Here is a 14,374-nt window from a genome sequence, read left to right as displayed (position 1 = left end):
GCGACCACAGACGGGGTCGTCGGTTACATGCATGTTAAGTAAGGCCAGTGAGCCAGTGTCAACGAACGTGCAGAAGCTCGAGGGGAATGCCCGGTTTTGTGTCGAGCATCGTGAGCGGGCCGCTACCTAACTGTTAAGTAGCAAGTCCAGCGGTCAAGAGACGCCGAGGGTACGGACGGCGCCGACCTGTGCAGCGGTCCGCGGACGTCAGTCCTCGCGGGCGATGGCCGTCAGTTCCCGGCGCAGCCGGTTCACGGCGTCGCCGGGGGACTGGCGCAGCGACAGCACGTCGTGCGCCACCGCCTGCACGGCCAGGCTCACCTGGTCGTAGCGCGGGCTCTTGGGACGCGGCTCGGCGGTAAGGATGCTCTTCCTGAGCGTCGGAAGATAGGGGTGTTCCCCTACCAGTTCCGGATCGTTGTAGAGATCCGCGCGCACCGGCGGGAGGGCGCCCTCGGTCAGCACGCGCCGCTGCACCGGCTCGCTCGTCAGGTAGGCGATCAGGTCCGCGGCGGACTCGCGGTGCCGGGAGTGGGCGCTGACCGCCAGGTTGGAGCCGCCGAGCACGCTCGTGCCCGGCCCGTCCGGCCCGGGGATGCGGACGGCGCCGACCTTCCCCGCCACCGCCGAGTCCTCGTCGCCGTTGGCGAGCTGGTACACGTACGGCCAGTTGCGCAGGAACAGCAGCTCGCCCTTCTGGAAGGCGATCCGCGACTCCTCCTCCTTGTAGCCGAGCGCCTCGCGGGGGATCCAGCCCTCCCGCACCCCGCCGGCCAGGAACTCCAGACCGTCGCGGGTCGCCCCGTTCACGGTGACCTTCGCGCCCTCGTCGCCGAGCAGCGAGCCTCCGGAGGACCGCACCGCCTCGGTGACGTTCGCGGTCAGCCCCTCGTACGGCAGGAACTGCCCGGCGTAGCCGTCCAGGTCGTACTTCGGGGCGATCTCCCGCGCCTGGCGGGCGAGTTCGTCCCAGGTTCGGGGCGGCTCGACGCCCTCCTTCGCCAGCACGTCCTTGCGGTAGTACAGCAGCCCCGCGTTGGTGACGTAGGGGACGGCGTACAGCCGGTCGTCGAAGGTCGCCGTGTCCAGCACCGGCGGGAGGAAGCTGTCCAGCGGGAAACGGGACCGGTCCAGCGGCGAGATCCATCCGGCGGCGGCGAACTCCGACGTCCACGCCACGTCGATGTTGAGGATGTCGAAGCGCGGACTCCCCGAACGCAGCTCGGTGATCATCTGCGACCGCGTCTCGTCAGCCGAGTCCGGCAGCTCGACCAGCTTCACCCGCTGACCGGGGTGCTCCCGGTTCCAGTCCCGCAGGAGCGGGCCCAGGTAGCGGGTGAGGTCGCCGGCCGTGGCCAGCGTCATCGGCCCCCGCTCGTCCGGCCGTTCGTCCTGCTGCGCGCAGGCCGTATAGCCGGTCACCAGCAGGGCGGTCACCAGAAGGCTCCTGCCTGCGGCCCGCATCCACCGCATTTTCGGTGCCTCCCTCAGATCGTCGGCCGGTTCCTTGCCCCGGTGATCCGGGCTCATATATACCCGTTAGGCATGGGCGATACTAGGGTGTGGCGACCGGGCCGGGGAGGGTCGGGGAGCGGGCCCCGGTGGCGGCCCTACGACAAGGGGTGGTGAGCGCACCACACCGCAGGCCCGAACCGGAGGAGGAGAGCGCGCGTGCGTCTGCCGCTCATGGCCCTCCTCGCCCGTGGCCCGGCGCACGGCTACGAGCTCAAGGGAGAGCTTGAGAAGCTTCTGGGCAGCGCGTACCCTCAGCCCAACGTCGGGCAGATCTACGTCACCCTCGGGCGACTCGAGAAGTCGGGCCTGATCGAGGGCGAGGACGTCACACAGACCAATCGCCCCAACAAGCGCACCTACCGGCTGACCCAGGCCGGGCGCGAGGCCGTTCTCGCGTGGTTCGAGGAGACGACGGACGAGCCGCGTATCCGGGACGAGTTCTTCATGAAACTCGCCCTGGCCACGCACTCCGGCCTGGCCGACCAGATCACTCTGATCAACAAACAGCGGCGTCAGTACCTCAACACCATGCGTGACCTGTCGAAGCTGGCGGTGGCGGGGGACCGGGACAACCGGATAGCCCAGCTGCTGATCGAGGGCGCGATGCTGCACCTGCAGGCCGACCTCGACTGGCTCGAGCGCTGCCAGGAGGAGCTGGAATGAGCGAGGACGCGGACTCCGCCCGAGCGGCGGAGGCGGCCGACGGCGCCCGCGAGAGCGAGCCGCTGGTGCGCGCCCGCGGCCTCACCAAGACCCATCGCGGCGAAGGCGCCCCCGTGTACGCCGTCCGCGGCGTCGACCTGGAGGTGCGGCGCGGCGAGTTCGTCGCCGTCACCGGCCCCTCCGGCGCCGGCAAGTCCACCCTGCTGCACCTGCTGGGAGGTCTCCAGCGTCCCGACGGCGGCAGCCTGTGGATCGACGGCCGCTGCATGGACGACCTCAGCGAGTCCCGCTGGGCCGTGACCCGGCGCAGCGGCATCGGCATCGTCTTCCAGTTCTTCAACCTGGTGACGAACCTCACCGTCGCCGACAACATCGAGCTGCCCGCCCTCCTGGCCGGCGCCTCCCCCCGGGACGCCCGCGCCGGGCGGCGCGAACTTCTCGACGAACTGGGTCTCACGGGCAAGGAACGCGCCATGCCGGCCGAACTGTCCGGCGGCGAACAGCAGCGCGTCGCCCTGGCCCGCGCCCTGGTCAACCACCCCGGCATCCTGCTCGCCGACGAGCCCGCCGGCAGCCTGGACAGCAAGGGCACCCGCGAGGTCATCCGCCTGCTCGGCCGCTTCCACCAGCGCGGCCAGACCATCGTCATGGTCACCCACGACGCGCGGATGGCCAGTGCCGCCGACCGTGTCATCAGCTTCTTCGACGGGCGCATCCTCGATGACGCCGACCTCGCCGCCGGCGGCGGCAACCGTTCCGGCAAGGCTCCCGGGGGCGTCACCGGCGTGCTGGAACTGGGCACGTGACCGTGCGGGCGACCCTGCGCTGGGCGCACGCCGACCTGCGGGCCCACCGGGGACAGACCCTGTTCACCGTCCTCACCACCGCAGGCATCATCGCCTCCCTCGTGCTCGCCGCGGCGCTGTTCAGCTACGCCACCAACCCGTGGGAGCGCGTCTTCACCCAGACCCGCGGCGCCCACGTCTGGCTCCACACCACCGCCGACGCCCCCGCAGGTGAACTCGTCTTCCTCGACGGCATCGGCGACGCGGCCGGGCCGTACCCCACCACCCGCACGTCCGCCGAGGCGCGCGGTGTCCGGGCCGGGGTGGAACTGCGTTCCGCGGACGCGACCGAGCCCCGGGTCGCCCGCCCCCAGATCACCGCCGGCGACTGGCTCGACCCCGGCGACCCCGACGGCATCGTGCTGGAGCGCTCGCTCGCCGAGGCCCTGTGGGTCGAACCCGGCGACGCCCTCACCTTCCCCGGCGGGGAGGCGGCCGACGGCCCGCAGACGCTGGAAGTCGTCGGCGTGGCCGAGACCGCCGAACTCCACTACCGGCCCGGCGAACAGCCCGGCATCGCCTGGGCCCTGCCCGACGCCTTCGCCCGCACCGCCGCCGAGGGCCGGGGCGGCCAGGCGGTCGGGCTGCGCCTGAAACATCCCGAAGACCTGGACTTCCTCGTCCAGCGCGCGGTCACGGTGCTCGGCGCCGACCAGGTCACCCAGGTCACCAAGTGGCAGGAGGCCCGCGCCGACGCGGAGGACGGCTACCGCCTCCTCGGCCTGGTCTTCGGCATCTTCGGGTTCGGTGCGCTGCTCGCCGGCGCCCTCGTCGCCTCCGGCGCGATCAGCACCCGCATCCGGGGACAGCTCCGCGACATCTCCGTGCTCAAGGCCATCGGCTTCACCCCCGGCCAGGTCGTCCGCGTCTTCCTCGCCCAGCACCTGGGCATGGCACTCCTCGCGGTCGCCGTCGGCAACGGCCTGACCCTCGCCCTCGGCCCCCACATACCCGGCCGCATCGGCGAGGCGATGTCGGTGTGGCACCAGCTCCCCGGACACCTGCTGCTGCTCGCCGGCATCCCGGCCGGAGCGGTGCTCGTCATCGTCGTCGCCACCACGCTCGCCGCCTGGCGCGCCGGACGGGTGCCGCCGGTGCCCGCCTCTCGCGCCGCCCTGCCGTCCGCCGGCCCGGTCACCCCGCTCACCCGGCGCTTCCTCGGCCTGTCCTTCTCCTCCACCGTCCTCCTCGGCTGGCGCGGCGCCTTCCCGCGCCGCGCCCGCGCCGTCACCGCCGTCGCCCGGCTCACCGTCCCGCTCACGCTCATCACCATCGCGCTGAGCGTGTGGACCACCATCGACCGCTTCCAGGAGGCCCCCGGAAGCATCGGCCTGCCCGCGGCTCTGACCGCCCGCTCCGCGCAGGGCGGCGAACTCGGTCCGCAGGAGACCCGGCGCCTGCTCGCCGAGCACCGCGAGGTCGAGGCCGTCCACCCCGGGGCGGAGGTCGCCGCCCTCGTCCCCGGCCAGACCGGCACCATCACCCTGCGCGGCCTGGGCACGGAGGACGACCCCTACCCGTTCACCCTCGCCGAGGGTGAGTACCCCGACGGGCCCGACGAGGCCGTCGCGGGGCAGGGGCTGATGGACCTGCTGCAGGTCGAGATCGGCGACTGGGTGCGGATGACCGTCGAGGGCAGACCGCAGATCCTGCACCTCGTCGGCCGCAGCCTCGAACCCGAGGACGGCGGGAAGGTCGTCTCCACCTCGCTGGACACCCTGCGCGAACGCGACGCCGACCTGCGGCCGGAGTTCTCCCTGCTGCTGCTCGAACCCGGCGCCGACCCGCGCGCCGTCAGCTCCCAGCTCGCCGAGAACGCCCCCGGCGGCCTGGAGATATGGGAGGTCCCCAACCCTGCGGACGGGCTCGCCCCCGCGCTGTGGGGGATCGCCGGACTGGTCACCGTCCTCGCGCTGATCGGCCTCACCGAACTCCTCACGTCCATCGGCTCGTTCGTCCGCGACCGGAGCCGCGACCTGCTCGCCCTGCGGGCCATCGGGCTCACGCCCCGGCAGATCAGCGGCGTCATCGTGGCCTCGGCGGGCTTCATCTCGCTGGCCGCGGCGCTCATCGGCACCACGCTGGGCGTGCTGCTCAGCGGCTGGCTCATCGACCTCCAGGGAGCGATGAGCGGCATCGGCTCGGGCATCGCCGCGCTGCCGTCCTTCTGGACCCTCCTCGCCCTCGCGGCCGCCGCGGTGTGCGGCGCCGTCGCCGCAGCCGCCCTCCCGGCGGCCCGCATCACCCGCCGCCGCCTCGCCGATTCGCTCAGCGCGACGCTCTGATCCGTCGGGGCGCACGGCGTGTGAGCCGGCCGGGGCTTCCTCCTCCGGGTCGGCGGCTCGGCGGACGGCGGAGGGCGGCCGACGTCGGGAGGTGACCTTCACTCGTCGCCGCCGCCCTCGCGGATCCACGCGCATGCGGCCGTGGCACTGCCTGTGCCCGCCCGCGGGTTCTCACACGCTGGACGGGCTGGGAGCGGCCGGGCGGGCGGCGCGGGTCATGGCGCTGGCCAGGAGGGCGAGGTCGGTCGGCCCGTTGCCCAGTTCGCGGACCGTGCGGCGGGTCGGGGGGTCGCCCGCCCGCGCCCAGTCGAGCGGGACGACCGTCGGCCGGAGCGTGGCCGTGCGGGGGATGCGCCCGGAGACCCGCCCGCCCTGGAAGGGGAGGGAGGTGCCGTCCGGGAGGCGCAGGGAGCCGCGGCCGGGAACCGGGTCGTCGCCGTCGCGCCCGGTGAGACGCACCTCGAACGCGGCGCCGCGCGCCGTCGCGGTGTCGGCGACGGCGTCGGGGCGGCCGGAGGCGGCGACCAGGTGCACGCCGAGCCGCGCACCGTCGCGGGCCACGGCCTCCAGCGCGCGGACGACCGAACCGGCCGACGGCCGCCCCGGGTTGCCCAGCGCCGGGTCGACCAGGGTGTCGAAGTCGTCGACCAGGACGACCAGCCGGGGCAGCGGGGGCGCGGCGTGGCGTGCCGTGCCTGCCGTGCCGAGCGGGCGGCGAGGGGAGACCACGCGGGTGGCGTCCGGCGGAGGGCCGTCGGAGGACCGGCCGTCGGCGACGAGTTCGGCGCGGCGTTTCAGTTCGGCGCTGAGCGACTGGGCGAACTCCCGCATCCGCACCGGGTCGCCCGCGACGAGGTGGTCCCCGGCGGGCGGCAGGTCCGCGCACCCGGACAGGCCGCCGCCGGCGGTCGCACGGTCCGCGTCGCCGTCGACGAGCAGCAGGGCGAGCCGGTCGGCGGGCGTGTCGGCCGCCAGCGAGGCGGCGACCGCGCGTAGCAGCTCCGTCTTGCCCGAACCGGCAGGACCGGTGAGGAGGAGGTGCGGGTGCGTGGCGGTGAGCGCGGCGGCGACCGGACCGCGCGGTCCCGCTCCCAGGGTGAGCGGCAGCCGGGTCGGCTGCGCGGCGGAAGCCGCCCACCGGGAGAGCAGCGCCGCCGGGGTGGCCCGCGCCAGGCCCAGCTCGTCGAGCAGCCGGCACGTCCGGGGCAGGGCGGCCGGGACGCGCGGGACGTCCGCGGCGCCACCGGACCCGGCCGGGGAGCCGTCGGCCTCGCGCAGCGGTGCAAGCGCGCGCGCGAAGCGCTCGGCCCAGGCGGCGGACACGCCGTCCATCGTGGCCACCGTGCCGTCCGCGTGCCGGCGGCCGGGGCGCACTATCCGTACGGCGGTCGCCACCGCGCCGCTGAGGAGCGCGAACGTGCCGCACGAGCGGAACGGCGGTGACGCCTCACCGGCGGCGCGGACGGTGTCGTCCAGCGGGGAGGCCGGTGTCGCCGACGGCGTCTCGGCCAGGCACAGCACATGGATGCCCGCCGCGGCGCCCTCGGCGGCCAGCCGGGCGACGGCGTCCCGCACGGGGGCCGGGCCGGGGTCGCCGTCCACGACCAGAACGGTGCGCGGGCCCCGGTACGCGGCGGGGGAGACGGATGCGGTCTCGTCGAGGCGGCGGACCAGTTCGCTCGTGCGGGCGGCGGCCTGGTCGCCGTCGTAGGCGACGAGCAGGCGGCAGTCCTGTCCGTGCGCGGGCCGTACGTGGGGCAGCCAGCCGAGCCAGGCCCACTCCCGGGTGCGGTCGGTCTCGTCGCGCGCACGGTCGGCGGCGATGAGCACGGTCTCCAGCGCGCCGGGCCCGTGCAGGGCGGTGAGTTGGGCGAGGAGCGCGCGGGCCAGCGCGGCGAGCCGCGCGCGGGGCCCGGCCATGCCGAGGGAACCGGAGGTGCGGAGATCCACGGTGACCGGCTCGCCCGGCCCGTGGCTGCGGTGCGCGATGCCGATCCGCACGGTCAGGGCGTGCGGGTGCTGCGCCCCGCGCCCCCACAGCAGGGGGCCCGGGCCCAGTGCGGTCAGCAGCACGGCGGCGAGGTCGGGCCGCGTCACGTCCGCCGCGGCGGGGCCGCCTTCCGGTGGCCCGGGGGCGCGGCGGGTGGCAGCCCCGCCGCGGGCGTCGAGGCCCGGCGCCGCCTCCGCCCGCCAGGTCGCCCACTTCCGCGCCCAGCCCGTGAGCCCTCTGCCCGACGGCCCCGACGGCCCCGACGGCCCCGACGGCCCCGACGGTGCGGCGTCGCGGTGCGCGGCCTCCGTCCCGCCCTCCGGTTCCGTGCGGCGGCCGTCCGCGACAGACATGCCGGGCGGGCCGGGCGGGCCGGTCGTCGGTTCGGGGCCGCGACGGGCGGCGGTCCCGCCGCCGGGGGCGCGGTTGGGGGTGTGGCTGGGGGACGGAACGCCGGGCGTTCCCGGCGCCTCCGGGCCGGCCACGGGGCTCGGTGCAGGAGCCGGCTCGCCGGGGCCGTCGTCGGCGCCGAGGACTCCCGGCTGTGCGAGGCGGAGGCGGCCCTCGCCGTCCGGGACGGTGCCGAGCGGTACGGCGTCGCCGTCGGAGGTCTGGACGCGTGCCGCGGACTCGCCGAGGCGGACGGTGGCCCCCGCCCGCAGCGGCACCGTGCGGCCGCTCGGCACGTCCGAGCCGTCGAGCGCCGTCCCGTTGGTCGACTCCAGGTCGGTCACGGTCAGCTGTCCGGAGTCGGTGACCGTCACCGCGCAGTGCAGCCGGGAGACGTCGGGGTCGTCGAGGGGCACGTCGGCTTCTGCGGAGCGGCCGAGCGTGACCCGTCCGCCGTGCAGGAGGTGCACGCCGCCCGCGTCGGGTCCGGCGACCACGTGCAGCCGGGCCCGCGCGCCGCCGGACGCCTCCGCGTGCGCGGCGGGGGAGGGGGCGTACAGCGACACCTCCGCGCCGTCGACCAGCGGAGGTGCGCCGACGATCTGCCGATGCGGGTCCAGCCGGCGTTCGCCGACGTACACCGGCACCGTCTCGTGACCCCGGTCGCGGTCGCGTTCGGGGCGCTCGCTCCGCTCGGCGCCGTCCGGGGCGCCGGCGGCCGCGGCGACCAGCCCCTCCGCGATGGTGGCCAGGACGGTGCCGCTCGGGGCCGTGACGACGACGTCGGTCGCACGCGCGGCGGCCTGCCCGCCGCGCGACGCCAGGACGCCCAGACGGATCTGCATCGGTCCCTCCCGCTTCCCACCACCGCGTGCGTCTGCTCCCGCAGGCGCTCTCCGGCATCCTCGCATCCGGCGCCGACATCCGGCCGCGCCCGCACCGCCACATGATCTTGATTGGCGCGTTCGGTGCGCAAGGTGTCCGAGTGGGATTGTGCGTGATCCAGCCACGATCGGTCCGGCCCCGGGAGCGATCGCTCCCGGTCTCCGTCGCCGGGGCGCCGCCGGTGTGGGAGATCCCCCGGTCTTTCGCCGCGGGGCGCGCGCCCGGTGTCCGGGAAGACGCCCGTGCGGGAACCTGCGGCCCCGCCCCGCACGTCTTCGACAGGAAGCGGTCGCCCCCGGTCCCGCAGGGCCCGCGTACGATCGCCTCGGCCCGGCCGCCGCCCGGCGCGACGGCCGTACAGTGGGCGGGACAGCAGTGCGAGACCCAAGGAGCGCATGACGTGCGGCCGGTAGGCAGCAAGTATCTCCTCGAGGAGCAGCTCGGGCGCGGGGCCACAGGCACGGTGTGGCGGGCGCGGCAGCGGGAGGTCGCGGGGGACGAGGCCGCGGTCGCCGGGCACCCCGGTGAGGCCGTGGCAATCAAGGTGCTGCGCGAGGAGCTCGCCCACGACCCCGACGTGGTGATGCGCTTCCTGCGCGAGAGGTCCGCCCTGCTGCGCCTCACCCACCGCAACATCGTCCGCACCCGCGACCTCGTCGTGGAGGGCGACCTGCTGGCGCTGGTGATGGATCTGGTCGAGGGCCCCGACCTGCACCGCTACCTGCGGGAGAACGGCACGTTCTCCCCGGTCGGCGCCGCTCTGCTGACCGCCCAGATCGCCGACGCGCTGGCCGCCAGCCACGCGGACGGCGTGGTGCACCGTGACCTGAAACCGGCCAACGTGCTGCTGGCCGAGGGCCCCGACGGCATGCACCCGATGCTCACCGACTTCGGCATCGCCCGCCTCGCCGACTCGCCCGGCCTCACCCGCACCCAGGAGTTCGTCGGCACCCCGGCCTACGTGGCGCCCGAGTCGGCCGAGGGCCGTGAGCAGACCTCCGCCGTCGACGTGTACGGCGCGGGCATTCTGCTCTACGAACTCATCAGCGGACGCCCGCCGTTCGGTGGCGAATCCACGCTGCAGGTGCTGCGCCGCCACCTCGACGACGAGCCGCAGCGTCCCCCCGGTGTCCCCGACCCGCTGTGGACGGTGATCGAGCGCTGCCTGCGCAAGCAGCCCGCCCAGCGCCCCAGCGCCGTCAACCTCGGACGTGCCCTGCGGACGGTCGCGGCGGGCATCGGCGCGCAGGCCACCCCGCAGCAGGCGGGCGCCGCGATGGGCGTCGCCGCGCTGCTCGCGCCCGACCCCGAGCCGACGACCGTGCCGGACGGCCGGCTGATCGGCGATTCCGCGCCGACCGAGGTCCTGCCGCAGGGTGGCGCAGCCGCGTACGACGGTCAGGGCGGCCCGGGGCAGGGCGGTTACGGGTACGACCCGAACGCCGCCACCAGCGTGATGCCGCAGACCGGCGGACCCGGCGGACCCGGCGGCTATGGCGCCCCCGGCGCCCCCGGCGGCTCCGAGGACGCCACCCGCGTCATGCCCACCGGCGGTCCAGGCGGTCCCGGCGGACCGGGCGGCCCGCAGCAGTACCCCGAGCAGCCCCCGCAGCCGGACGGCCCCCACCCGTGGGAGAGCCAGCTGCGCGCGGCCCGCGACCGCAACGAGCAGACCCAGGTCCAGCCGCTCGACCCGTCCCTCGACCCGCTGCGCCGCCGCCCCCAGCGCCGGGCTCAGCAGCCCCCGCCGCCGCAGGCACGCCCGCAGCAGCAGCGCCCGCAGCCCCGCCGGCAGTCCTACGGCGGCGCCCCGGAGGCGCCGTCCCGCCCGCCGGCGCGCCGCCCCGAACGGCCCGCCCCGCAGCGGTACGAGCCCCGGCGCCCCGCGCCGCGCGAGGCACCGGCCCGCGAGCCGCGCCGCCGCAGCGCGAACCCGACGCGCATCCCCGGTCTGGGCTGCCTGAAGGGCTGCCTGGTCTCGATCCTGATCCTGGTCGTCATCGCCGTGCTGGTGTGGAACTTCACGCCGCTGCCGGAGTGGTGGGAGACCGGTCAGCAGTGGTGGGATCAGACCAAGGAGTTCTTCAACGACGTCGGCGACTTCTTCAGCAGCGCCGAGGACGCCACCGGCGGGCAGTAGCACCCTCCGGACGGCACGTCACCGGGGAGATTTGTCGACTCTGGGAGGGTAAAACCCTCGCATTCACGACATGTCACCCCCGTTTTCCCGCCCGCAGGGGCCCACGGCGCGTACTTTGTCGCCGTGCGGCCCCTCTTCCGTGACGGCGGGGCCGGTCACTCGGCGCACTCGGCTCACCCCACCCGGCTTCAGCGAGGGACGGAACGTGGCACGGAAGATCGGCAGTCGCTACACCGCTCGGCAGATCATCGGACGCGGCAGCGCGGGCACCGTATGGCTCGCGGACGGCCCCGACGGCCCGGTCGCCGTCAAGCTGCTGCGGGACGACCTGGCCTCGGACGAGAACCTGGTCGACCGCTTCGTGCAGGAACGGGCCGCGCTGCTCTCCCTCGACCACCCGCACGTCGTCGGCGTGCGCGACCTGGTCGTGGACGGCACCGACCTCGCCCTGGTCATGGACCTGGTCCGGGGCACCGACCTGCGCACCCGGCTGGAACGCGAACGACGCCTCGCGCCCGAGGTCGCCGTCGCGATCTGCGCGGACGTCGCCGGCGCGCTCGCCGCCGCCCACGCCGCGGGCGTCGTCCACCGTGACGTGAAGCCGGAGAACGTGCTGCTCGACGCGCACGGCCCCGGCGGGCCGGGCGGAGCGCCGCCGGCTCTGCTCACCGACTTCGGCGTGGCCAAGCTCATCGACTCGCCCCGGCGGCGGGCCGCCGCAGGGCTCCCGGCGGGCGCCGCCGGGAGCGCCTCGGGACCGGGCGCGGCGACGGGGGGCGAGCGCACCCCGCGCGGACTCATCGGCACCCCCGACTACCTGGCCCCCGAACTCGTCGAAGGGCTGCCGCCGCGTGCCTTCGTCGACGTCTACGCCCTCGCCACCGTGCTCTACGAGCTGCTCGCCGGATTCACGCCGTTCGGCGGCGGACACCCCGGCGCGGTGCTGCGGCGGCACGTCACCGAGACCGTCGCCCCGCTGCCCGGCATCCCGGACGAGCTGTGGCAGGTCGTCCACCAGTGCCTGGCGAAAGCCCCGGCGTCCCGCCTGCGCGCCCCCGAACTGTCGGAGCGGCTGCGCGAGGTGCTGCCCCTGCTGCGGGGTCTGCCGCCGCTGGACATCGACGACCACGCGGACGAGCAGTACGACGCCGCCGACGGTGCCGCGCCCGCCGCCGCGGGCGCCGACGGGGCGGCCGTCCCGGCGCAGGCGCGACCGGAGCCGGGGCCGGGGCGCGCCGCGGTGCCGCTGGTGCGCAGCAGCGCGAGCCCCGACGCGAACCGCGACACCCACACCTCGATGCGGGTGCCCGGCGCGGACGAGCTGGCCGGCGGCGCCCACGGTACGGCGCGTACGCCGCGGGCGGCGGGTGCGCGCCGGGCCGGTTCGGCGCGCAACCGTGCGGCCGCCGCGGGGCGGCGGCGCCTGGTGCTGGCGGTCGCGGGAGTCGCCGTTGCCGCGGCGGTCGGTGTCGGAGGGTGGCTCGCGGCCGGGGACGACGACGCCTCGACGCGCCCCGCGCCCGCCGTCCAGCAGCCCTGACCGCGGGGCCTTCCCCTCGCTTCCCCCGCACGACGGGTCCGGGGAAGCCCCGGTCCCGTCGTGCGGCGCCGCAGCGGGCGCCCCCGGAGGGGCGGGGTCCGCCGGGCCAGCCGTTAGGCTGGGGGCGTGGCAGTCGTCGATGTATCCGAAGAGCTGAAGTCCCTCTCCTCCACCATGGAGTCGATCGAGGCCGTCCTCGACCTGGACAGGCTGAGGGCCGATATCGCCGCGCTCGAGGAGCAGGCGGCGGCCCCCGACCTGTGGGACGACGTGGACAACGCCCAGCAGGTCACCAGCAAGCTGTCCTACCTCCAGGGCCAGCTGCGCAGGGCCGAGGACCTGCGGTCCCGCATCGACGACGTCGGCGTGCTCTTCGAGCTCGCCGAGGACGAGGGCGACGCCGACGCCCGCGCCGAGGCGGAACAGGAACTGGCGAGCGTCCGCAAGGCCGTGGAGGAGCTGGAGGTCCGGACGCTGCTGTCCGGGGAGTACGACCCGCGTGAGGCCGTGGTCAGCGTCCGCGCCGAGGCGGGCGGTGTCGACGCCGCCGACTTCGCCGAGCAGCTGATGCGCATGTACCTGCGCTGGGCCGAGCGCAAGGGCTACCCGACCGAGGTGTTCGACATCAGCTACGCGGAGGAGGCGGGCATCAAGTCGGCGACCTTCACCGTGAAGGCGCCGTACGCCTACGGCACGCTCTCCGTCGAGCAGGGCACGCACCGCATGGTCCGGATCTCGCCGTTCGACAACCAGGGCCGTCGCCAGACGTCGTTCTCCGGCGTCGAGGTGCTGCCCGTCGTGGAGCAGACGGACCACATCGACATCCCGGAGAACGAACTCCGCATCGACGTGTTCCGGTCGTCCGGTCCGGGCGGCCAGTCCGTCAACACCACGGACTCCGCCGTGCGGATGACGCACATCCCGACCGGCATCGTCGTGTCGTGCCAGAACGAGAAGTCGCAGATCCAGAACCGCGCCGCGGCCATGCGCGTCATGCAGGCCCGCCTCCTCGCCCACCGGCGGGAGGAGGAGCAGGCCAAGATGGACGCGCTCAAGGGCGACGGCGGCAACTCGTGGGGCAACCAGATGCGTTCCTACGTGCTGCACCCGTACCAGATGGTCAAGGACCTGCGGACGGAGCACGAGGTCGGCAACCCGCAGGGCGTGCTGGACGGCGACATCGACGCGTTCCTCGAGGCGGGCATCCGCTGGCGCAAGCAGCAGGAACAGGCCGAGCAGAACTGATCCCCGCCCCACGCGGCACCCGGCACCCGGCGATCTCCGAACGGTAACGATTTCCCGGCGCCCGGCCGTGCCAGTGGTCTGGGCCACTGCCGCGCCGCAGGCCCCGCACCTGCCCTGCGCAAAACGCACGTCCGTGCCCCGACATGCAGTGCGGCGAAGTCGTGCGCGGTAGTTGACCACCGGGCACGGGGTCGGTTCACCTGAGGCGGTTCACTCGGAACCACTTCGAGGAGGCTGCACCGTGGCAGGGACGATCCCCCGACGACCCGGCAGACGACGCACCGCGTACGCGGTGGCCGGCGTCGCCGCGGCGGCGCTGCTGGCGCCACTGGTCACCGCCGTGCCCGCATCGACCGACGAGACCGCGTCCCGCTCCCTCCAGGGGGCGTTCCAGCGGGCGGCGGAGCGGTACGAGGTGCCGCGGAGTGTGCTGCTGGGGGTGTCGTACCTGCAGTCGCGGTGGGACGGGCATGCGGGTGCGGCGAGTGTGTCGGGCGGGTACGGGCCGATGCATCTGACGGATCTGCGGACGGCGTTGGCGGAGTCCGGGGAGCATCATCACGGGGGTGCGGAGGATCCGCGGGGTGACGCGGCGCGTCCGCTGGACGTGGCGGCGCTGTCCCGGACCGCTCGGGCGGGTGAGGGCCGGGAGGCCGGGCGGGTGCCGGAGCGGCTGCGGACGCTGCCGGAGGCGGCGGAGCTGACGGGTATCGCGGCGGAGCGGCTGCGGGAGGATCCGGCGGCGAACATCGCGGGTGGTGCGGCGCTGCTGGCGCAGGCGCAGCGGGAGCTGGGACTCCCGGCGAGCGAGGACCCCGCGGACTGGTTCGGCGCGGTCGCCGCCTACTCCGGCGCGGACGACGCGACCACGGCCGC

Annotated in this window: 8 protein-coding genes and 1 pseudogene; 7 read left to right on the top strand and 2 right to left on the bottom strand. The window is 75.1% G+C overall.

Annotated features, from left to right (window positions below; translation table 11 throughout):
• Positions 1–207 precede the first annotated feature (207 nt).
• On the bottom strand, positions 208–1,473 hold the full coding sequence (locus K304_RS0118365) for an ABC transporter substrate-binding protein (RefSeq protein WP_027764951.1): 1,266 nt from the start codon (positions 1,471–1,473) through the stop codon (positions 208–210).
• Between the two features lie 198 nt (positions 1,474–1,671).
• Here K304_RS0118365 and K304_RS0118360 point away from each other — a divergent pair, with 198 nt between their 5' ends.
• Genes K304_RS0118360 through K304_RS0118350 form a run of 3 tightly spaced genes read left to right on the top strand, consistent with a single transcriptional unit; the run spans position 1,672 to position 5,308 of the window.
• Positions 1,672–2,178 (top strand): PadR family transcriptional regulator, encoded by a 507-nt coding sequence (locus K304_RS0118360; protein ID WP_027764950.1) that lies wholly within the window; start codon positions 1,672–1,674, stop codon positions 2,176–2,178.
• A complete protein-coding gene (locus tag K304_RS0118355; RefSeq protein ID WP_051308598.1) occupies positions 2,175–2,984 on the top strand; it encodes an ABC transporter ATP-binding protein in 810 nt (269 codons plus the stop codon). The genes K304_RS0118360 and K304_RS0118355 overlap by 4 nt, the downstream gene beginning before the upstream one ends.
• A gap of 2 nt (positions 2,985–2,986) precedes the next feature.
• Positions 2,987–5,308: an FtsX-like permease family protein gene (locus K304_RS0118350; RefSeq protein WP_027764948.1), complete on the top strand. Its 2,322-nt coding sequence runs from the start codon at positions 2,987–2,989 to the stop codon at positions 5,306–5,308.
• Between the two features lie 171 nt (positions 5,309–5,479).
• Here the strand turns inward: K304_RS0118350 and K304_RS0118345 are convergent, their stop codons facing one another.
• Positions 5,480–8,533: an FHA domain-containing protein gene (locus K304_RS0118345; protein ID WP_027764947.1), complete on the bottom strand. Its 3,054-nt coding sequence runs from the start codon at positions 8,531–8,533 to the stop codon at positions 5,480–5,482.
• Positions 8,534–8,973: 440 nt separating this feature from the next.
• Here K304_RS0118345 and K304_RS0118340 point away from each other — a divergent pair, with 440 nt between their 5' ends.
• The 4 genes and pseudogenes from K304_RS0118340 to K304_RS29780 all read left to right on the top strand — a co-directional run.
• Positions 8,974–10,713: a serine/threonine-protein kinase gene (locus K304_RS0118340; protein WP_027764946.1), complete on the top strand. Its 1,740-nt coding sequence runs from the start codon at positions 8,974–8,976 to the stop codon at positions 10,711–10,713.
• A 205-nt stretch (positions 10,714–10,918) separates the two neighbouring features.
• On the top strand, positions 10,919–12,253 hold the full coding sequence (locus tag K304_RS0118335; RefSeq protein ID WP_027764945.1) for a serine/threonine-protein kinase: 1,335 nt from the start codon (positions 10,919–10,921) through the stop codon (positions 12,251–12,253).
• Positions 12,254–12,379: 126 nt separating this feature from the next.
• Complete coding sequence (prfB, locus tag K304_RS0118330; RefSeq protein ID WP_027764944.1) at positions 12,380–13,498, top strand: peptide chain release factor 2; 1,119 nt, start codon at positions 12,380–12,382, stop codon at positions 13,496–13,498.
• Positions 13,499–13,739: 241 nt separating this feature from the next.
• Positions 13,740–14,374, top strand: a pseudogene (locus tag K304_RS29780) (N-acetylmuramoyl-L-alanine amidase); the annotation flags it as partial.

It is taken from the genome of Streptomyces sp. CNS606 (assembly GCF_000426325.1).
This window is presented reverse-complemented; position numbering and strand designations above follow the sequence as displayed.